The sequence below is a fragment of the Serratia sp. JUb9 genome (assembly GCF_014298095.1).
In the GTDB taxonomy this organism is placed as follows: domain Bacteria; phylum Pseudomonadota; class Gammaproteobacteria; order Enterobacterales; family Enterobacteriaceae; genus Serratia_B; species Serratia_B rhizosphaerae.
Map to the genome: position 1 here is coordinate 59714 of NZ_CP060416.1, position 19625 is coordinate 79338.

Genomic DNA, 19625 nt, shown 5'->3' on the forward strand with positions numbered 1-19625 from the left:
GATGCGCCATTTTAGCATACTCGCCGCGCGGATGAGCGTTTCTGCATAACCTGGTGGTCGTTACATTGAGCTTTGCGCGGTGCATCGCAAGCTTATCCGGCAGCCGTCGTTAACCCCGGCATCGCATGGCATGATAGCCAGCTCAGGGAGGACGAATCATGAATAATCACGGTCTGGCGCCGTGGCCGGGTGAGCTGGCGCCAAGGGAAAAATTGCTGCGCGACGGCGCGGCGGCACTTTCGGATGTTGAACTGCTGGCGATTTTTTTGCGTACCGGTTTTCCCGGCGTACACGTTATGTCGCGTGCGGAACAGCTGCTGCGGCAGTTTGGCTCGCTGCATCGGCTGGTGTCGGCGGATTATGCCCAGCTGTGCGCTCAGAAGGGCGTGGGGGATGCCACATACAGCCAGCTGAGCGCCACGTCGGAACTGGCGTTTCGCTGCTTTTCCAGCCGGTTGACGCAGGAGGACGCGCTGCTGAACCCGCAGGTCACCCGCAATTATCTGCAAAGTCTGCTGACGCATCGAGAACGGGAGGTTTTTTTAGTGTTGTTGCTGGATAACCAGCACCGGGTGCTCTGCCATCAGGAAATGTTTGCGGGCAGCATCAGCAGCGTGGTGGTTCACCCGCGGGAAATCGTGCGCGAAGCCTTAAAAGCGAATGCTGCCGCCATTATTTTGGCGCATAATCACCCCTCGGGGCGGGCTGAACCCAGCCTGGCCGACCGCCAAATCACCGAACAAATCGTCAATGCCTGCCAATTATTGGAGATCCGGGTGCTCGATCATCTGGTTATCGGCCGGGGCGAATGCGTCTCTTTTGCCGAGCGCGGCTGGCTTTAGGAAAAAATTTCGCGATCCTTGAGGGATCTTTAGCTGTTCGGGACTTGAGCACTTACGCTTCAGAGCGTATACTACGCCACCTTTGAGAATCTTGGGTTTGGCGTTAAGAGCCTATCTCAGCAGGTTTCTGACCTGATGTGTGGTTTCTGACCTGATGACGAGAGTCTCCTCAGTATGAAGTTTGCTGAGATGGGCTCTAAAGCCTGACGAGGCGGCCATACCCTATACGAAGCTCGAGCTGATTTGATTTTTGGAGAATAGACATGTCCCGAGTCTGCCAAGTTACTGGCAAGCGCCCGGTGAGCGGTAACAACCGTTCCCACGCAATGAACGCGACCAAACGCCGTTTTCTGCCAAACCTGCACTCACACCGTTTTTGGGTTGAGGCTGAGAAGCGCTTTGTAACTCTGCGTGTATCTGCTAAAGGTATGCGTATTATTGATAAGAAGGGTATTGAGACGGTTCTGGCCGATCTGCGTGCCCGTGGTGAGAAGTATTAAGGAAAGGAACTGAATCATGGCTAAAGGTGTTCGCGAGAAGATCAAGCTGGTTTCTTCTGCTGGTACTGGTCACTTCTATACCACCACGAAGAACAAGCGTACTAAGCCGGAAAAACTGGAACTGAAGAAATTCGATCCAGTTGTCCGTCAGCACGTAGTCTACAAAGAAGCTAAAATTAAGTAATTCTTAGTTTAGTGGATTAAGTAAAACCCGGCTTCGGCCGGGTTTTTTGCTTTTTGCCCTCCGTATTTGGCCGTGCGTCAGCCGCTGTTCTGCTGCGGGGATTCACAGAGCCGCCGCCAGGCAGTAATCTGGACGTCGTAGGGCAACCGAATGCGAGAGGAGCGCGCCGTGCCAGAATTACCAGAAGTTGAAACCAGTCGCCGCGGTATTGAACCGTATCTTGTCGGGCACAGCATCCAGTATGCGGTGGTGCGCAATGCGCGTTTACGCTGGCCGGTCTCTGAGCAGATCCTGGCGTTAAGCGATCGGCCGGTGCGCAGCGTCCAGCGTCGCGCCAAATACCTGCTGATTGAACTGGATGTCGGCTGGATTATTGTGCACCTCGGCATGTCGGGCAGCCTGCGTGTGCTGGCGGAAGAGGTCGAAGCCGGCAAGCATGACCACGTCGATCTGGTGATGAGCAACGGTATGATTCTGCGCTATACCGACCCGCGTCGCTTTGGCGCCTGGTTGTGGTGTGAAGACCTGGCAACCAGTAACGTGTTGGCTCACCTGGGGCCGGAACCGCTTGGCGATGCCTTTGACGGCCAATACCTGTTTGATAAGTCACGCAATAAGCGCACGCTGATTAAACCCTGGCTGATGGACAACAAGCTGGTGGTAGGCGTTGGAAATATCTATGCCAGCGAGTCGCTGTTTACCGCCGGGATCCTTCCTGACCGTCCCGCAGGATCTTTGAGTTTGCCAGAGGCCGAACTGCTGGCGAAAACAATCAAGGCCGTGTTGCAGCGCTCGATTGAACAGGGCGGAACCACGCTGCGTGATTTTCTGCAATCGGACGGGAAACCGGGATATTTTGCACAGGAATTACAGGTTTACGGACGCACCGGCGAGCCTTGCCGCGTGTGCGGTACGCCGATTGAGAGCGCGAAGCACGGGCAGCGCAGCACCTTCTTTTGCCGCGGCTGCCAGCATTAAGGATTAGTTGGACGCCAGCTTTTCCAGCAGTGCCTTGGTGACGACATCCGGCAGGAATGGAGAGATGTCGCCGCCGTGGCGCGCCACCTCTTTGACCAGCGAAGAGGAGATAAACGACCACTCTTCTGACGGCATCAGGAAGACGCTTTCCAACTGGGGCATCAGGTGGCGGTTCATATTGGCCAGCTGTAATTCATATTCGAAATCCGATACCGCCCGCAGCCCGCGCACCAGAATATTGGCGTTTTGATGTTCGGCAAAATGCGCCATCAGCTCGCTGAAGCCTAAGACTTCCACGTTATCCAGATGCGCGGTTACCTGCGTCGCCAGTTCGACGCGCTCATCCAGCGTAAACAACGGTTTTTTGCTCGGACTGGCGGCAATGGCCAGAATCACGCGATCGAACATCATTGACGCCCGGGTCACCAGATCCAGGTGGCCGTTGGTCATGGGATCGAAAGTTCCGGGGTAGATGGCTTTACGGGTCATGATTTACTTCTCTGAGTAGTTGCGGCCCAACGCCCACAGTGCGGCGTACTTGTTGAAGGTATATTGCGCGTTAACCACGGCTAACAGCAACCCCTGTTTACCGTCAAGAAAGCCGGCGCGCAGCAGCCAGGTCTTGCAGAAGGCGCCAAGCGTATGGGTGAGTATGGAGAGGTAACCACAACGTTTGCCGGCGGCGTGGCGCTGGTTGGCCCACTCCTGTGCGTAGTGCAGCTGTTTGCGCTGGAAGGTAAAGAAGTCGCGGCAGGTCAGATGCAATAAATCGCCCTGTAACGGTACGATGCGCGCGCCGTGCGTATCGAGCGACTCGTGCACCAGGTCGTCGTTATAGCGGTAGCGTTCACGCGCATACAGACGATTGACGCGGTCTGGATACCAGCCGCTATGGCGCATGAAACGGCCAAGAAACAGATTACGCCGTCCCAGGCTGTAAATCTGGTCGTCATCCGCGGCGTTCAGCACCTGTTCGATGGCGCGGCGCAATTCTGGCGTAACACGTTCGTCGGCATCGATCATCAACACGTAATCGCAGCTGGCGTAGCTTTGCGCGAGCTGGCGCTGTTTGCCGAAGCCTTGCCAGTTACGGTTGATGAAGACTTTGGCGCCAAGGCTTTCGGCAATGGCCGCCGTATCATCCTGGCTGCCGGAGTCCAGTACGATGACCTCATCCGCCCAGTTGACCGACTGCAGACAATCCGGCAGCAGCGCGGCTTCATTTTTGGCGATCATCACGACCGACAGGCTTTTGCGGTTTTCCATCAGTGGCTCCGGGGCGGCAGATAAGGCTCCAGCAGATGCAGCAGGCGTTGCAGCGCGCCTTGGTTCTGATACAGCACTTCAACGGCGTGACGGCCGTAGTAGCGGCGATAATCCTCGTCGGTCAGCAGCGTATCCACTTCTTTAACCAGAGAATCGGTATCGGTGACGGTAATCAACCCTTCAGACTGGGAGAGCTTGCCGCAAATATCCTTAAAGTTAAAGGTATGCGGGCCCATCAGCACCGGAATGGCATGCGCTGCGGCTTCCAGCGGGTTATGCCCGCCACGCTCCACCAGGCTGCCGCCGACGAAGGCCAGATCGGCAATGCCGTACAGCAGCATCAGTTCGCCCATGGTATCGCCGATCACCACCTGGGTGCTGCTGGAGGGAATTTCGCCGCTGCTGCGGGTGGTGTAGCTGAAGCCGGCCTTTTGCGTTAAATCTTTGGCGGTCTGGAAGCGTTCCGGGTGGCGCGGCACCAGAATCAGCAGCAGGTCGGGATGTTTTTCCAGCAGCTTACGGTGCGCCGCCAGCAAGATGGTCTCTTCCCCTTCATGCGTGCTGGTGGCTATCCATACCGGACGCCGCGGCGCCCATTGGCGGCGCAGCGTAACGGCCCGGGCAGCCAGCTCCGGGGTAACGGAAATATCAAACTTCAGGCTGCCGGTGACGGTTAATTGAGAGCGCTTCAGTCCCAGTTCGATAAAGCGGTCGCCGTCTTCCTGATTCTGTGCGGCGATAAGCGTAATGCGGCGCAGCATATCGCGCATAAAACCGCCGATCTTTTTATAGCCGGCGGCGGAACGGGCAGAAAGGCGCGCATTGGCGATCACCAGCGGGATCTGGCGCTGATGCAGCGCGTTGATCATGTTTGGCCACAGTTCGGTTTCCATGATGATGACCAGCTTCGGATTAACCTGGTCGAGGAAACGGTTCATGGAACCGGGCAGATCGTAGGGGAGGTAGACGTGATGTACATCTTTGCCAAAGGCGGACTGGACACGCTCTGAACCTGTTGGGGTCATTGTGGTCACAGTAATCGGTAAAGAGGGGTAGCGGTGGCGCAGGGCGCGCACCAAAGGAATGGCGGCGAGCGTTTCGCCGACGGAAACGGAATGCAGCATGATGCCGTCGGGAACCACTTTCCCGGCGCAGAAACCATAGCGTTCGGCCCAGCGCTTGCGGTAGGCCGGCGCTTTGCGGCTGCGCAGCAATAAGCGAAGCCAGATCAGGGGCTGAATGAGGTAGAGGAGTACCTGATATAAACGCAGCAACATTCTATCAATTTCATTTTTATGGGTTATTCGGAATAGTACCATAATCGGCAGGGAAAGGCGCTAATTTGGTGGCTTCGGGCACCAGTTTCAGACAACAGACGGGTGGTTTCGTCGATAGGGTTGATATGAAAAATATTTTAATTATTCGCCGCGATAACATTGGCGATCTTGTTTGCACCCTCCCTTTGATTGAAGGCGTAAAAATTGCGTATCCAGATGCAAAGCTCTATTTGCTAATTAACAAAATCAGCCAGGACGTTGTAAAAAATAACCCGCATATTGAGAAGGTTTTTGTCTATAAAAAGGCAAAGCACAAAGCGAAGAATGAAACGACGCTGGGGGTGTATTTCGAGCGCCTGCTGATATTCCTGAAATTGCGGAAGATAAAATTTGATGCGGTGATTCTGGCGAATCCCGTCCCCTGCAAGTACAGCCTGCGCCTGGCGAAAATGGCGGGCGCTAAACATATTATCGGCGCCGATCTCGGTACGCCGGAAATAACCCGGCCGTTCAAACCGGCGGATTTCCACGGTAAACACCAGGTGGAACATACCTTTAGCTATTTGTCGGCGATCGCTGAACGGCAAATAGCCATTCCACCCGTGCGGGCTTATTTAAGCGCCCAAGAGCAGCAGCAGGCGCAGCAGCGTATACAGGCGCTATTACCGCAAGCGGAACATATTTATGCGGTGCATATCAGCAGCCGGATGGCCAACCGGCGCTGGCCGCTGGAGCGCTATGCCGAGATTATTCGCCGTTTGACCGATGACCCGCGTAATTCGGTGCTGATATTCTGGTCGCCACAGGGTACGCTGGCGCCGGATGATATCGGCGACCAGCAGCGCGCTCAGCAACTGCTGGCGCAGTGCGACAGTCAGCGCGTTGCGCTGTACCCGACGGCGTCGGTACGTGAGCTGCTGGCCGCGTTTGAGCGCTGTGACCTGGTGTTGTGCAGCGACGGCGGGCAGATGCATCTGGCGGCGGCGGTAAACAGCACGCAGGTGGTATTCTTCGGCGATACCGACAAGGATTCCTGGCACCCGTGGTCGGGTAAATACGCTATTTTGCAAACGGAATCGGGTGAGTGCGCCGACGTGACGGTCGATGAGGTGTGGCAGCAGATTCGGGCGCTGCAGTAGTTGAGAAGGGAGGTGCGGGTCCCTCCCTTTAATTTACTGCGCCAAAGCCAGATACTGTGCGCAAATGGGGTGCAGGCCGTAACGTAATAACTGCTGGTGATCGATCTCCGGCGGTTGGCGATAGGTCTGCACCATTTTTTCAGCCAGAGATTGCTCATTTAAATCTGCCAGCGCCTGGGGCATTCCAGCGTTTTCCAAGATTTCCGTTGGGCCGCCAGGGCATCGGGTACTGACGACCGGGGTACCGCATAGCAGCGCTTCTACCAGCACATTACCAAACCCTTCGCTGTCTGAACTGAGTACTAACTGTGCCGCGTGTTTGATAAACGGGTAGGGGTTCTCCTGAAATCCCAAGAACAGAACGCGTTGCTCGATGCCTAACTCAATCGCCAGCCGTTTGATTTTTTCCACTTCATTTTCATTACCGGTGCCGATTAACGCCAATGGTGCTTCGATACCTGAAAGCGCATAGGCTTTCAGCAGCCGGTCGTGGCGTTTGTGCGGATGAATGCGTCCGACGTGCACCAAATACTGCTGGCCAGCCAGCTCACACGGCTGTGACGCCAGCGATTCTATGGCGGCGATATCAAATGGATTGTTGATGACGGCCAGGCGTTGCGGATGAACCGGCAGATTGTTTTGGAGATCGTCGCCGACTGCGCGTGAAACGGCGACGATATTGCGCTGCTGGTAGACGTTGGCGATCTTACGCTGCTTGAGCCAGCGGTCCAGCCCGGTACGGTGGCCGAGGTATGAGGTGGAGAGTATGCCGTGAATACAAAACCATAACCGTTCGTTGTTAAGTCTCTTGCTACGGCTGACGATACGATCCGTTTTATGCAGGTTGGAGAAAATCAGGTCATAGACGCCATGCTGCTGCTCGTTAGCGATAACGGCGCGATCCAGCTGTGCGGCACGGCGGGATAGTTCCGTCAGCTTGCGCCAGGGTTTACGGCAGTTGTCCGGCACGACTTGATAGTCGATGCCGGAAGGAATGGGATAGTTACAGACGTCCCGCAGTGAAATCAGGCTGACGCTATGACCAAGTTGCTGCATGCCCTGGCACAGCGTTAACACGACTTTTTCTGCACCGCCGCCGGGCAAGCCATCGATAATCATCAGAATACGCATAATCAATCCAGAATTTGGTTATACAGCGAAATCAGCTGTTCGGACAGGCTCGCCGGCGTTGCCGGCATAATGCGCTGCCGGGCTGCTTCGCCCATGGATGACCCCAGCGCCTGCCGCGGTAAATCGCGTACTGCGGCGGTTAACGCCGCGACGTCCAGCGCATCACACACAAAACCGTTTTGTCCGGCGGTGATAAACTCCGCTCCACCGCATGTGGTGCTGGTGATCACCGGCAGGCCGCATGACATAGCTTCCAGAATAACGTTGGGGAATGGGTCATACAGCGTGGGCAGCAGCAGGCCATCGGCGGCCTGATAGAAAGGCAGCGTCTGTTTCTGCACGCCCATAAAGCGGATGCGATCGCTGCAGCCTAGCGATTGAGCCAGCGCGCGGTAGCGTTTTTCCGCCTTGTCTTTGCCCACTACCAACAGATAACTGTCGGTAGCCGCCACGGCGCGGATTGCCGCCGCCAGGCCTTTGCGTTCGAAACCGGAGCCGACGAAGATCAGGCAGTGCGCCTGCTGCGGAATCTGGTATTGCTGGCGCAGCAGCAGCCGCTGTGCGTCGTCGGCGGGCAGGAACTTCTGGTTATCGATAGCATTGTAAATCACTTTGATCTTATCGGCGGGAACGCCAAAATCGTCGATGATTTCCTGTTTGATCATTTCTGCGTTGCAGATCACCGCCTTCAGTTCGGGCGCGGCGTACATCGCCCGTTCGGCGCACATCACGTAGCGGTGGTAACGGTTGGAGAACAGCCATTTACGGCGCCATTCCGGCAGCAGGCGCGCACGCTGCAGCAGCCAGCGGCGGTGCACGCCGTCGCCGGCCCGGTAAATATCGCAGCCGGCGATGCGCTCATGACTTTGCACCAGATCGAACCGTTCTTTTTGCCACAGCGCGCGCGCCGCTTCGGCAAAGCCGCGCTCCCGGCTGATGCGCCCGAGTTTGAACGGGTCACACAGGTGAATATGCCAGTTTGGGTTGGCGTCGCCCTGCCATTCGCGGGTGATGACGTTGAGTTCGAGGTCCTGCTGTTCCAACGCCTCTAAAGCACGGGAGACAAAACGCTCAGCCCCGCCGTCCGGGCGGTATTTTTGACGAACAATCGCCAAACGCAATGCGGTCATGAAAGCTGGCTCCGCGCGGCAGTAATCACCGCGTCTGTAGGAATAAGGTTAAGGTAACGCTCATCGGTACCGGTGTTAACCGCGTCCGGATCGGGCAATGGCCCGTAGTCGCCGGCCCAGATAACCTGGCCGATAACCTGCCATGGGCGCCAGAACGTCAGCTTGGACGGGCCAAACAGCGCGATGCAGGGCGTTTTCAGCGCGGCGGCCATATGCATGGGCACGGAGTCTACGCCAATAAACAGCTTGGCGTGATCGATGATTGCCGCCAGTTGCCGCAGGGTGAGCTGTCCTGCCAGCGACACAACGCCCTGTTTGGGGCAGTGCGCCAGAATGTTGTTCACCATTTTACGCTCTTTCTCATCGGGGCCGGAGGTAATGACCACCGTGTGGCCATCGGCCTGCAGAGCCGTGATGACCGCTGCTATTTTCTCTTCGCTCCAGCATTTAAAGAACCAACGCGAGGTGGGCTGCACGACGATATAGTCATGCGGTACATCGTGCTGCCGCAGCAGCGTTTCGCTGCTCTGCCAATCCTGCTCGGCATAGCTCATGGTGACCTGCGTATCGCTGAGTGGCAGACCAAGCGGCTGCAGCAAAGAAAGGTTCTGCTCCACCGTATGCAAGGTGCCATGGGTTTCGACGGAGACGAGTTGCGTATGGCAATGCTGCCAGAGAAAACCACGGCGTTTGGGGAAAGCAAAGCCCAAACGGATGCGTGCGCCCGTCAGGCGCGTAATCAGCGCGCTGCGCCATTGGTCGGCCAGGTTCACCACCAGATCGTAACGTTGCGCCTGCAACTGGCGGATCAGGCGCCATTCATGGCCCATATGAGCTTTGGCGCCCTGTTTTTTCCACTGGCGGTCAATGGCGAATATCCGTGATATTGCCGGGTTGCTGGCTAACATATCCTGCGTTTCCTGGTACAGCAGCACGTCTATCTGCGCCTGCGGGTAGTTAGCTTTTAGCGTATTGATGACCGGCGTGGTCAGCAGCATATCGCCGTGGTGGCGCAGCTTAATAACTAAAATACGCTGTATCGATGTTGCTGGGATCGGTGCTGACGCGTCGTTCATCGTGATTCGCTATATGGGAAACCAGCGAATGATTCTAAATGACCCTCTCGCATGTGGCTACTGTTGCGGATTTTTCTTGCGAATCGTGGAAAAATAGCACGATAAACGAGACAAATCCGTTGCGCCGTTGTCCAAACCTGACGGCGAAGTCGTTTGCTCACGGCAGGCTGGCTGCGTAACATGTTTGTATATTATTGATATCAGGCGCGATATTTATGACTAAACCGGCATTTCTCATCACGATAGATACTGAAGGCGACAACCTGTGGCAGAACCACGATCGTATTACGACTGACAATACCCGCTTTTTACCTCGCTTTCAGGCGCTGTGTGAGAAATATGCGTTTAAACCGGTTTATCTCACCAATTATGAAATGGCGGTCGACCCGCAATACGTCGAATTTGCCCGTGATGTGATTGCGCGCGGCACCGGCGAAGTGGGTATGCATCTGCACGCCTGGAACAGCCCGCCGCTGACGCCGCTGACCGATGATGACTGGCGGCATAAGCCTTATTTGATTGAGTATCCGGCTGACCAAATCCGCGCCAAGGTCGACCATATGACCAAGCTGCTGGAAGATGCCTTCCAGACTAAAATGCTGAGCCACCGCGCCGGGCGCTGGGCTTTCAACGAGTATTACGCCGAGCTGCTGCTGGAATATGGCTATCAGGTCGACTGTTCGGTCACGCCGCGGGTCAATTGGCAGTATTCGCCGGGCAACCCGCAGGGCAACGGCGGCACCGACTATCGGGCGTTTCCGTCGCACGCCTACTTTATCGATCCGCAAAATATTGCGCGGCCGGGCCAGTCCGGCCTGCTGGAAGTGCCGATGAGCATTCAATACAAGCATTCCGGGGCGATGAACGCGATTAAACAGGGCTACGATCGCCTGCGCGGCAAGCGGCGTTCACCGTCGGTGCACTGGCTGCGTCCTAGCGGCAATAATCTGGCGCAGATGAAGCGGGTTGCTGAACTCTCTTTGGCGGAAGGCAATGATTACGTTGAGTTTATGCTGCACTCCTCGGAGTTTATGCCCGGCGGTAGCCCGACGTTCAAAAATGAGCAGGATATTGAGGCGCTGTATCGTGATTTGGAACAGCTTTTTGCCTGGTTGCAGCAACATACGGTCGGTATGACGTTGGCCGAGTATTATCAACTGAAAGTGAATTGAAATGTCTAAGAAATGGAAAATAAAGGCTGCTAACTGGTTTTTACGAAAATACGTCGCAAAGCGCGGCCGTTTTCAAGATAAGGCCACTTTTGATCCCGACATGCAGTTTGCCCAGATCGTGATTTACTCTACCACTGCGCTCGGCGATTTCATGTTTAATACGCCGGCAATTCGCGCCGTACGAGAGCGGTATCCTGAAGCCCATATTACGCTGGTGGTGCATAAAAAGAACCAGGAGCTGGTGGAGAACGGCCGCTATATTGACCGCGTGGTATATTGGGACAGCAAATTTAAAAGCATGGGGCCGCTGTTAACGTCTCTGCGTGAATATCCGCCTGACCTGGCGTTAATACTGCATTCCCACCAACCTTATGATGTTATCAGTGCGGTGCTGGCCGGCGCCAAGTACATTATCCGCGATAATTACCGCAATGGTATTTGTGGTCTGGAAGAGTGGCTGACTAACTATGTTTTCGACTATTACGGCCACTTTATCCGGCGCAAGCTGGAGTTGATTTCGGTATTGGGCTGCCGCTCTGATGAGCCGACGATGGAAGTTTTGGCGCCGTTTCCCGCAGAGGAAAAGAGCGCGGAATACTGCACTATCGGTTTTCAACTTGGCGCCTCAACAGAATCACGCTGTTGGCCGGTTTCTCATTTTGTAAAGCTGGCGGATGAGCTGGTCGCTCGGCATGATAACGTGCGGATTGTGCTGATTGGTGCACCTTTTGACGATGGAAAAGCACAGCAGTTTTTGCAGCAGGTTCAGGATAAAACGCGTACGCACGTGGATAACTGCATTGGGAAAACCGGGCTGCGGCAGTTGCTGACGTTGCTGAGCGGTTTCCATCTGCTGGTTACCGGGGATACCGGGCCGCTGCACTTAGCTATTGCTCTGAAGGTGAGAACCATCAGCCTGTTTGTTACCGCCGATCCGCGCACGACCGGCCCGATTCAGGATCTTGAATTGCACCGTATCGTGCATGCGTCACGAACCGGTTATACCCTGCCTTTGGAGGCTGAAAGCCCGATGGGGGTGATTCAGCCGTCGCGCGTCTACCAAGAAGTGGTGGAACATTTGTCCCTTGGCTGATAAAGCCCGATCTTAGTGTTTCTTGAGCCCAATGCGCACCTTTGACAATAGCTCGTCGATGTATGGGTAGCGCATTTGGCAGACTTTTTTACTGGGGACCTTCGTACCCTGGCACACTTTAGCCGCACGCTGGAGGGCATTTCGCAGTTCCGGGCTGTAACGATAACAACCGTGGATTTTTTTGGTGATATTTTTTATTTCACAGAAACAGTTAGCGATCATCAAAGCCGCGAGCGGTCGTATTTGCGAGTTGTGTTGATGCTGTAGAGCGTAGTCCGTCATTTTACTCATAGCGAACTGCAAATCTGCAATATCTTTTTCGCTATGGTTACGGGTAATCCCTAAATTGTTGTCACGATAGAAATAAAGCACCTGCTCAATATGCGCTATCTTGCGGGTCTTGAAGTATAAAAAAGGAGTGAAGATAACGTCTTCATAGCGTCGCCCGGTCGCAAATGACTCTCCTTCCAGCAGAGTATGGCGGTAGACTCTGCTCCACAGGTGCCACATTGAACGGGTAAACAACGGCATAAGGCATGCTAGCCCTTGATTTTTAAAATCATAACCATAAATTTCAGTCTTTTTCCCTTGCGGGTGGGTGGGGACGGTCTCTGAAAATTTCTGATAATTAAAATCAATAATATCGTACTGGTCAGCCAGCAGTAGCGGCCGCAATATCTGCCAGTAGTCGCTGCTGAGTAAATCATCGCCGTCAAGGAACGTCACATAGCGGCCACGGACGTTAGCCAGCCCAACATTTCTCGCATGGGCTATCCCGCCGTTTGGTTGACAAATCAGCGTTGCATGGTGGGCTGTTTGCCCCTCAAGGAGCTGTGTGACGCGCTGAACGGAATCATCTGTCGAACCATCATCAATAATTACGATTTCTACGTCATCAGTCACTTGGTTCAACAGAGAACGTAGGCTGTCGACGATAAAATCAGCGTTATTATAAAAGGGAACAATTACGCTGAGTAAGTATGGATAAGCGCTCATGGTTTAACCTTTATAGCGGCCTTTTTCTTCCCTGACAATACACTGGCAATGATCGCCAAACAAAATATAACGGTGCATTCGGTACTGAAGAAAATCACATCACTCAATCCGTACATAAACAGGCTGGCCGTGACTCCCAGCAACAGCGCATTTCTGTGGGGTCTGAAGGCGGAGATAAATAGACTGATATAGAGTGACAGCAACAACAAGACGCCCCACACGCCTTTGATTGAATAGGTTTCCAGTAGTTCATTATGCATATGGACGTTGATATAAGGCGTGACGCCGTATAATTGCGGTTCGTGAGCGATGATATTGCGGATAGCATCCCCACGTTTTTCTGCCGACTCACCCAGTGGCGCTGCGGTCCCTGCTTTCAGGCTCACAATTTGCATGGAAATGCGCGAAATGATCGAGTTATCTATCTGCGGCTGACCGATTAACTGCAAGTTGGTTTTAAAATCAGCAATACGTTGTTCTATCTGGGGTTTAAACACCAATCCGCTAACGATAAGCAATATCGGCACGGCGGTGACAAGGGCAAGTTTGTTCCGACGGGAGAGCAGGTCCTTGGTTGCCAGAATGGAAATGCCGACCACCACAGGATAAACCAACATGGCTGCACGAGTTCCCGTTAATATCACGGTAGAATAGGTCAACATAAACGCCAGGATATATAACCAGAGACGATAGCGGCATTTCAGCATCAGGATCGCCTGCAGCATGACCAGATTTATAGCAGTGATCAGGTAGGCGACAACGGTGGCCCGGTCAAAGTTGAGCTCTACGCGCGATATATCCAGAAACAGCCCCTGGTATAGTGAGTAAATATTGACCACAATCCCGGTTATCAACGCGACGGCAATAAACGCGCGTTGCATGCATAGCGGTTCGTTCAAGGCGTATAGCAGGATAAACGCCGTTGCGATCTGCAGCTTGCCGGTTGACGTATAAGAACGATAAAGATCAATAAATTCACCAGGCTGTTTAAAGGCTGCCACCCAGAGCACGCTGGCTAAACCTACGCCTAAAAACAGGCCGGGCAGCACCAGATTCTTTTTGTTGCTGGTGAGGTAACGGAAGTTTAAGCAGAAGGCAATAAATGCTATGTAGCTGGAAATATAGAAAATATTTCGCCCAGTTGTTGAACCAAAAGGTATGGTACAAAAAGCGATAGCGCATCCTAAATAGATAAGATAACTAAAAGCAGGGTGCGGTATTTTTTCTTTTGACATTATTTTTAGGTTCCTACTCGGGTATTACATAACAAATGACTGCAAGGTGCTGTCAAAATCTGATTTGAACATGGCATAGTTAAAATGCTCAGTCGGATAACGTTTTGAATTTTTGCTTAGCTGTTCGTAATGAGATTGAACCAACATTTTTTCCACAGCATCGGCGCAGTCAATATGTGACAGCAGCTTGGGCGTTACTAGCCGGTCAGTGAGCGGGTCGTAAACATCGTGAGGGAAATCGACCTCGATGCCCGTCAGTTTTCGGTGTTCTTCTATGGTGACGGAAGGCGTTAAGCCAATGCCGCAATAACCGTCTTTTACCGCCTCGGGCTGACCGTCCACCATCGGGAATATTACCGGTACGCCAAAATAAAGCGATTCCATGCAGGACAGCCCGAAAGGTTCGGTGATCGGTGTGCTCATATAGATATGGGTGCGGTTGAAGAAATCGGCCACATTGTGCTGAAAACCGCTGAATGTGACGCGATCGCCTAACTGCAGGCGCTGCGCCAGCGCTTCAAAGGCTGGCCTGTCAGGACCTTTTCCGGCTATCTCCAGCGTGACATTATGGCCGCGGCGCAGCAGTTCCTGCAGCATGAGCAGCGAGACGCTGATGCCTTTTAATGTCACCAGACGTGAAGCCGTGCCGATCCTGACCGGTTGACTCAGCGTTTTCGGTTCGTTACTGATGCCTGCCGGCGTTTTGATGCGGTTGATCACCACCGGGTTGGGGCAGGGGAGGTTAAAACGCAGTTCCATGACGCGCTTTGAAGCCTGAGACGCGGAAATGACGCCATCCAGCATGGAGAAAAAGCGCAGGGTTTTGTTGTTCTTTGCATAACGCCAGGAGCAGCCGTGATCGTAATACACCAGTTTGCCACGCTTGGGCTTTGCCGCCAATCCAGGGATTAAATCCCAGACGATGATCACATCGGCGTCAGCCCGTTCAACTTTCCACTTCAACAAATATTTGCGCAGAAATTGCGGGCAGCGGAAGGATAAGGCGTTGATCAGGCGATTGGCAAAAGTTACTTTTTGCTGCGGCATTTTTTGGCGTATTTCCGTGCCGATTTCATTGCTGATGCAGATAACCGCATTGCTGCCGTCGGTTGTATCGTTGATGTACTGTAAAAACAGGCGTTCGACACCACCCATTTTTTCCAGATTAATAATGTGCAGCTTCTTCATCAAAGAGCCTTTTGCAATGTTGCCCAAACCAGATCGGCATTGATGGTGGACATTTTCTTGTCCGGGGAAATCAGCGACTGCTGATTTTGCCCGTAACCGCCGATCAATCCCGGATCTGTCGGGCCGAACAGCGTAATGTTCGGCCGATCGAGCGCGGCGGCCAGATGGCTGAGGCCGGTATCCACCGACACCACGCCTTTAGCGCCGGCCAGCACCTGCGCAACCTGCTCCAGGCTGAGTTTCGGCAGCACCTCGACATGCGGGAAGCCTTCCGCCAGGCGCAGCGCGCGCTGGTGTTCGTGTTCGGCGCCCCATGGCAGCTTGATGCGCAGCCCGGTTGGCGCAACCAGCGAGATCAGCTCGCGCCAGTTTTCTTCTGGCCAGTGCTTCTCATCGCGGGTGGTGGCATGCAGAAACACCAGGTATTGCCCGGCATCCGCCGGCGGCTGGCTGAGAAAACGGGCGGCGATGGCATAGTCGCCATAGGTTTCGGGCCTGGCGTAGCCGAGGCTTTTGGCGAACAGCTCGCGGGTACGCTCTACCGCGTGCTGCTGTTTATCAATGTAATGACGATGGTTGTAAAACCAGCTGGCAAACGGTTCGCGCGCGCTTTTACAGTCTTGACCGTGCTTGCTGCCTTTGGCGACGCGGGTCACCAGCGCGGCGCTTTTGATCAGACCCTGCGCATCGATCACCACATCATAATCGCGTTCTTGCAGCTGACGTTTAAAGTCGCAGCGCTGTTGACGGGTTTCACTGCCGAACCAGTTTTTGCGCCAGCGGCGAATGGCGACCGGAATCACCCGATCCACCGCCGGATGCCAGGTGGGGATCTGGCGGAAACCTTCTTCTACCACCCAGTCGAAACGAATGCCGGGGATGGCGTTCATCGCATCCGTCAGCGCCGGCAGCGTATGCAGTACATCCCCCATGGACGAGGTCTTGACGATCAACACCTGCATGGTTATTCCTCGCTGTCGGCCAGTAGCGGCATTAACGCGTCTAACACCTGTTGCGGCTGAATATCGATCAGGCTCTGATGATAGCCTTGGTCGGCATCGCCTTTGCGCACCTTGTGATAGCCGCTAATCAGGCGGATCACCTTGGCCTTGTCCGACAGCGGCGGCGTGAAGTCCGGGCTGCTCGGCCCGTATAAGGCTATCAACGGTTTGTTCAACGCCGCTGCAACGTGCATTAAACCGGAGTCATTGCTGACCACCGCCTGACAGGAGGCCAGCAGGATAACCGCCTGTTCCAGCTGGGTTTCGCCGGCCAGGTTGATACAGTGGCCGCGCGACGCGTCCGCCAGGGCCGTGCGGATCTGCTCGCCGGCCTCGTGGTCTTTGGCCGAGCCGAACAGGGCGATCTGATAGCCCTGGTCGATCAGCATCTGCGCCAGCCGGGCGTAATGATAATGCGGCCAGCGCTTGGCCGGGCCGAATTCCGCGCCGGGGCAGAAACCAATCAACGGACGGGCGTCGGTCAGATTAAAGGAGGCGGTAGTCTCGGCTATCTCTTCATCGCTGACCTGCAGCTGCGGCCATAACAGCGGCTGCGGCAGATCTGTGGCGCTGTGAATACGCTGTTTATCATAGGCCAGCGCCACATAGCGTTGGACCATTAACGGGAAAGCGGCTTTATCCAATACGCGGATATCGTTCAGCAGGCCGTAGCGCATCTCGCCGCGCCAGCCGCAACGTAGCGGCACCTGGGCGAAGAACGGCACCAGGGCGGATTTAAACGAATTCGGCAGTACATAGGCGCGATCGTAACGATTGGCGCGCAGCGTGTGGCCAAGGCGGCGACGCTCGCCGATCGCCAGCGCGCCATGCCCGAGGGGCATCGCCAGCGCCTGATTGACTTCCGGCATCCGCGCCAGCAGCGGGCGACACCAGGCCGGAGCCATGACGTCGATCTCTGCTGACGGGTACTCGGCCTTCAGGGTGCGGTAAAGACTTTGCGACATCATCATATCGCCAACCCAGGAAGGGCCGATAACCAGTATTTTCATACCGTGCAGATTCCCTTCAGCTTAAGCGGTGCGGTTGAGCCAGGCCATGTACTCTTTGACGCCTTCGGCCACGGTTTTAAACGGGGCGTTATAACCCGCAGCACGCAGATTGGTCAGATCGGCCTGGGTATAAGCCTGATAGCGGCCTTTCAGCTTTTCCGGGAACTCAATGTATTCCACCGCGCCTTTCTGGTGGAAGTCCACCACCGCGTCGGCCACCGCCTGGAAGGTTTCCGCCCGGCCGGTGCCGCAGTTGAAGATGCCGGAGACGCCGTTCTGCCAGAACCACAGGTTGACCGCTGCCACGTCGCCGACGTAGATGAAGTCGCGCTTGAAGTTTTCACTGCCGGCGAACAGTTTCGGGTTCTCGCCGCGGCCGATCTGGCCGTTGAGGTGGAAGGCCACGCTCGCCATGCTGCCTTTGTGGCCTTCACGCGGGCCGTAAACGTTGAAATAGCGGAAGCCGCAGATTTGAGAGTCGGCCTCCGGCAGAATTTCACGCACGTACTGGTCGAACAGGAATTTGGAGTAGCCGTAAACGTTCAGCGGCTGCTCGTACTGACGCTCTTCGATAAAGTTTTCACTGCGACCGCCGTAGGTGGCGGCGGAAGAGGCGTACAGGAAAGGAATCTGGCGATCCAGGCAATAGTGCAGCAGATCTTTGGAGTACTGATAGTTGTTATCCATCATGTACTTGCCGTCCCACTCTGTGGTGGCGGAGCAGGCGCCCTCGTGGAACACCGCCTCAACATCGCCGAAGTCGTCGCCGGCGACGATGCTGGCGATAAAATCTTCTTTATCCATATAGTCGGCAATATCAAGATCGACCAGATTGACGAATTTGGTGCCGTCTTTCAGGTTATCGATAACCAGAATGTCACGATACCCTTTGTCATTCAGTGCCTTAACGATGTTGCTGCCGATCATGCCGGCGCCGCCAGTGACGATAATCATTGGGCTTACCCCTGTTTATTCTGCCTGGTGGGGCACAATACCCCACGCTATATGACGCCTATAATAGCATTTCATATCGTTGCAAACATCGGATGGGCTCCGATAATCCTTAGAAGGAACCACGCTGGCGGTTGCCCGGGCGCTGCCGTGATATCTGCTGCATTTTTCATATTCTCTCCGGCGTATTATCGTCAGTCCGGTTACAAATCAGTAAAATATGTTGGAAATGAGCCAATCCTGGAGATAACAGAATGTCTGCGTCGTTTTATCAGCAGTTGGAACAACAACTTGCCGCCACCCGTGCCGAAGGTTTGTTTAAGCAGGAACGTATTATCACCTCCGCGCAACAGGCCGATATCGCCGTGGCGGACGGTAGCCACGTTATCAATTTCTGCGCCAACAACTACCTTGGTTTGGCGAACCATCCTGCGTTGATCGAGGCCGCGAAAGCCGGCATGGACAGCCACGGCTTCGGTATGGCGTCGGTGCGCTTTATCTGCGGCACGCAAGACAGCCATAAACAGCTGGAACAGAAGCTGGCTGACTTCCTCGGTATGGAAGATGCCATTCTTTACTCTTCCTGCTTTGACGCCAACGGCGGCCTGTTTGAAACCCTGCTGGGGCCGGAAGACGCCATTATTTCCGATGCCTTGAACCACGCTTCTATCATCGACGGCGTGCGCCTGTGTAAAGCCAAACGCTACCGCTATGCCAACAACGATATGAGCGAACTGGAAGCGCAGCTGAAGCAGGCGAAGGCCGATGGCACGCGTCATATCCTGATCGCCACCGACGGCGTGTTCTCGATGGACGGCGTGATTGCCAACCTGAAAGGCGTGTGCGACCTGGCGGATGAATATCAGGCGCTGGTAATGGTGGACGACTCTCACGCGGTAGGCTTTGTCGGTGCCAATGGCCGCGGCACGCACGAGTATTGCGAGGTGATGGGGCGCGTCGACATTATCACCGGCACCCTGGGTAAAGCGCTGGGCGGCGCTTCCGGCGGCTACACCGCGGGGAAAAAAGAGCTGGTGGAGTGGCTGCGTCAGCGCTCGCGCCCGTATCTGTTCTCCAACTCGCTGGCGCCGGCGATCGTCGCCGCGTCGATTAAAGTGCTGGAACTGCTGGAAGAGGGCGATGCGCTGCGCGACCGCCTGTGGAGCAACGCCCGTCTGTTCCGCGAAAAAATGACCGCCGCAGGTTTTACCCTGGCCGGCGCCGATCACGCCATCATCCCGGTGATGCTGGGAGATGCGAAACTGGCGCAGGATTTTGCCAATGCGCTGCTCAAGGAAGGCATTTACGTAACAGGTTTCTTCTATCCGGTGGTGCCGAAAAATCAGGCGCGCATCCGTACCCAAATGTCCGCCGACCATTCACCGGAGCAAATTGAACGCGCCGTTGAGGCATTTACGCGTATCGGCAAAGATCTTGGCGTTATTGCATAAGGTAA

At 54.9% G+C, this 19625-nt stretch carries 20 protein-coding genes; 8 read left to right on the top strand and 12 right to left on the bottom strand.

The features are described from left to right. Window positions 1-158 precede the first annotated feature (158 nt). From radC to mutM, 4 genes are all read left to right on the top strand, one after another. Window positions 159-842 (top strand): DNA repair protein RadC, encoded by a 684-nt coding sequence (gene radC, locus HF675_RS00285; protein ID WP_187043887.1) that lies wholly within the window; start codon window positions 159-161, stop codon window positions 840-842. A 263-nt stretch (window positions 843-1105) separates the two neighbouring features. Beyond that, window positions 1106-1342, top strand: coding sequence for a 50S ribosomal protein L28 (gene rpmB, locus HF675_RS00290; RefSeq protein WP_015962363.1), 237 nt, complete (start codon window positions 1106-1108; stop codon window positions 1340-1342). Between the two features lie 16 nt (window positions 1343-1358). Then, entirely contained in the window at window positions 1359-1526 is a 168-nt protein-coding gene (gene rpmG, locus HF675_RS00295; protein WP_002442576.1) for a 50S ribosomal protein L33, read from the top strand. Between the two features lie 168 nt (window positions 1527-1694). Continuing rightward, window positions 1695-2504: a bifunctional DNA-formamidopyrimidine glycosylase/DNA-(apurinic or apyrimidinic site) lyase gene (gene mutM / locus HF675_RS00300; RefSeq protein ID WP_111738126.1), complete on the top strand. Its 810-nt coding sequence runs from the start codon at window positions 1695-1697 to the stop codon at window positions 2502-2504. A 3-nt stretch (window positions 2505-2507) separates the two neighbouring features. Here the strand turns inward: mutM and coaD are convergent, their stop codons facing one another. From coaD to waaA, 3 genes are read right to left on the bottom strand one after another with little or no spacing between them, the layout of a single operon-like run. Next, a complete protein-coding gene (gene coaD / locus HF675_RS00305) occupies window positions 2508-2993 on the bottom strand; it encodes a pantetheine-phosphate adenylyltransferase (protein WP_105233087.1) in 486 nt (161 codons plus the stop codon). Window positions 2994-2996: 3 nt separating this feature from the next. Beyond that, window positions 2997-3770 carry a glycosyltransferase family 2 protein gene (locus HF675_RS00310; RefSeq protein WP_111737963.1) on the bottom strand — a complete coding sequence of 258 codons (774 nt, stop codon included), beginning with the start codon at window positions 3768-3770 and terminating at the stop codon, window positions 2997-2999. Beyond that, window positions 3770-5047 carry a lipid IV(A) 3-deoxy-D-manno-octulosonic acid transferase gene (waaA, locus tag HF675_RS00315; RefSeq protein WP_187043888.1) on the bottom strand — a complete coding sequence of 426 codons (1278 nt, stop codon included), beginning with the start codon at window positions 5045-5047 and terminating at the stop codon, window positions 3770-3772. The genes HF675_RS00310 and waaA overlap by 1 nt, the downstream gene beginning before the upstream one ends. 125 nt (window positions 5048-5172) lie before the next feature. Here waaA and HF675_RS00320 point away from each other — a divergent pair, with 125 nt between their 5' ends. Then, complete coding sequence (locus HF675_RS00320; RefSeq protein WP_187043889.1) at window positions 5173-6186, top strand: glycosyltransferase family 9 protein; 1014 nt, start codon at window positions 5173-5175, stop codon at window positions 6184-6186. A 33-nt stretch (window positions 6187-6219) separates the two neighbouring features. Here HF675_RS00320 and HF675_RS00325 read toward each other — a convergent pair whose 3' ends face one another. The 3 genes from HF675_RS00325 to rfaQ are packed head-to-tail and all read right to left on the bottom strand — an operon-like array spanning window position 6220 to window position 9523. Beyond that, window positions 6220-7317 (bottom strand): glycosyltransferase, encoded by a 1098-nt coding sequence (locus tag HF675_RS00325; protein WP_105233083.1) that lies wholly within the window; start codon window positions 7315-7317, stop codon window positions 6220-6222. Window positions 7318-7319: 2 nt separating this feature from the next. Beyond that, window positions 7320-8447 carry a glycosyltransferase family 4 protein gene (locus HF675_RS00330; protein WP_105233082.1) on the bottom strand — a complete coding sequence of 376 codons (1128 nt, stop codon included), beginning with the start codon at window positions 8445-8447 and terminating at the stop codon, window positions 7320-7322. Then, window positions 8444-9523 carry a putative lipopolysaccharide heptosyltransferase III gene (rfaQ, locus tag HF675_RS00335; RefSeq protein WP_187043890.1) on the bottom strand — a complete coding sequence of 360 codons (1080 nt, stop codon included), beginning with the start codon at window positions 9521-9523 and terminating at the stop codon, window positions 8444-8446. Before rfaQ ends, HF675_RS00330 begins: the two co-directional genes overlap by 4 nt. A gap of 215 nt (window positions 9524-9738) precedes the next feature. Here rfaQ and HF675_RS00340 point away from each other — a divergent pair, with 215 nt between their 5' ends. Together HF675_RS00340 and HF675_RS00345 are read left to right on the top strand one after the other, a co-directional pair. Further along, a complete protein-coding gene (locus HF675_RS00340) occupies window positions 9739-10695 on the top strand; it encodes a polysaccharide deacetylase family protein (protein ID WP_187043891.1) in 957 nt (318 codons plus the stop codon). A 1-nt stretch (window position 10696) separates the two neighbouring features. Continuing rightward, window positions 10697-11788 (top strand): glycosyltransferase family 9 protein, encoded by a 1092-nt coding sequence (locus HF675_RS00345; protein ID WP_187043892.1) that lies wholly within the window; start codon window positions 10697-10699, stop codon window positions 11786-11788. Between the two features lie 12 nt (window positions 11789-11800). Here HF675_RS00345 and HF675_RS00350 read toward each other — a convergent pair whose 3' ends face one another. Genes HF675_RS00350 through rfaD form a run of 6 tightly spaced genes read right to left on the bottom strand, consistent with a single transcriptional unit; the run spans window position 11801 to window position 18172 of the window. Beyond that, on the bottom strand, window positions 11801-12784 hold the full coding sequence (locus HF675_RS00350; RefSeq protein WP_105233078.1) for a glycosyltransferase: 984 nt from the start codon (window positions 12782-12784) through the stop codon (window positions 11801-11803). After that, complete coding sequence (locus HF675_RS00355; RefSeq protein ID WP_187043893.1) at window positions 12781-14019, bottom strand: O-antigen ligase; 1239 nt, start codon at window positions 14017-14019, stop codon at window positions 12781-12783. The genes HF675_RS00350 and HF675_RS00355 overlap by 4 nt, the downstream gene beginning before the upstream one ends. 24 nt (window positions 14020-14043) lie before the next feature. After that, complete coding sequence (locus tag HF675_RS00360; RefSeq protein ID WP_187043894.1) at window positions 14044-15207, bottom strand: glycosyltransferase; 1164 nt, start codon at window positions 15205-15207, stop codon at window positions 14044-14046. After that, complete coding sequence (rfaC, locus tag HF675_RS00365) at window positions 15207-16169, bottom strand: lipopolysaccharide heptosyltransferase RfaC (protein WP_187043895.1); 963 nt, start codon at window positions 16167-16169, stop codon at window positions 15207-15209. The genes HF675_RS00360 and rfaC overlap by 1 nt, the downstream gene beginning before the upstream one ends. Before the next feature lie 2 nt (window positions 16170-16171). Next, a complete protein-coding gene (gene rfaF, locus HF675_RS00370; RefSeq protein WP_105233074.1) occupies window positions 16172-17218 on the bottom strand; it encodes an ADP-heptose--LPS heptosyltransferase RfaF in 1047 nt (348 codons plus the stop codon). A 21-nt stretch (window positions 17219-17239) separates the two neighbouring features. Beyond that, window positions 17240-18172 carry an ADP-glyceromanno-heptose 6-epimerase gene (gene rfaD, locus HF675_RS00375; protein WP_111737959.1) on the bottom strand — a complete coding sequence of 311 codons (933 nt, stop codon included), beginning with the start codon at window positions 18170-18172 and terminating at the stop codon, window positions 17240-17242. Window positions 18173-18423: 251 nt separating this feature from the next. Here rfaD and kbl point away from each other — a divergent pair, with 251 nt between their 5' ends. Further along, complete coding sequence (gene kbl / locus HF675_RS00380) at window positions 18424-19620, top strand: glycine C-acetyltransferase (protein WP_187043896.1); 1197 nt, start codon at window positions 18424-18426, stop codon at window positions 19618-19620. Window positions 19621-19625 lie beyond the last annotated feature (5 nt).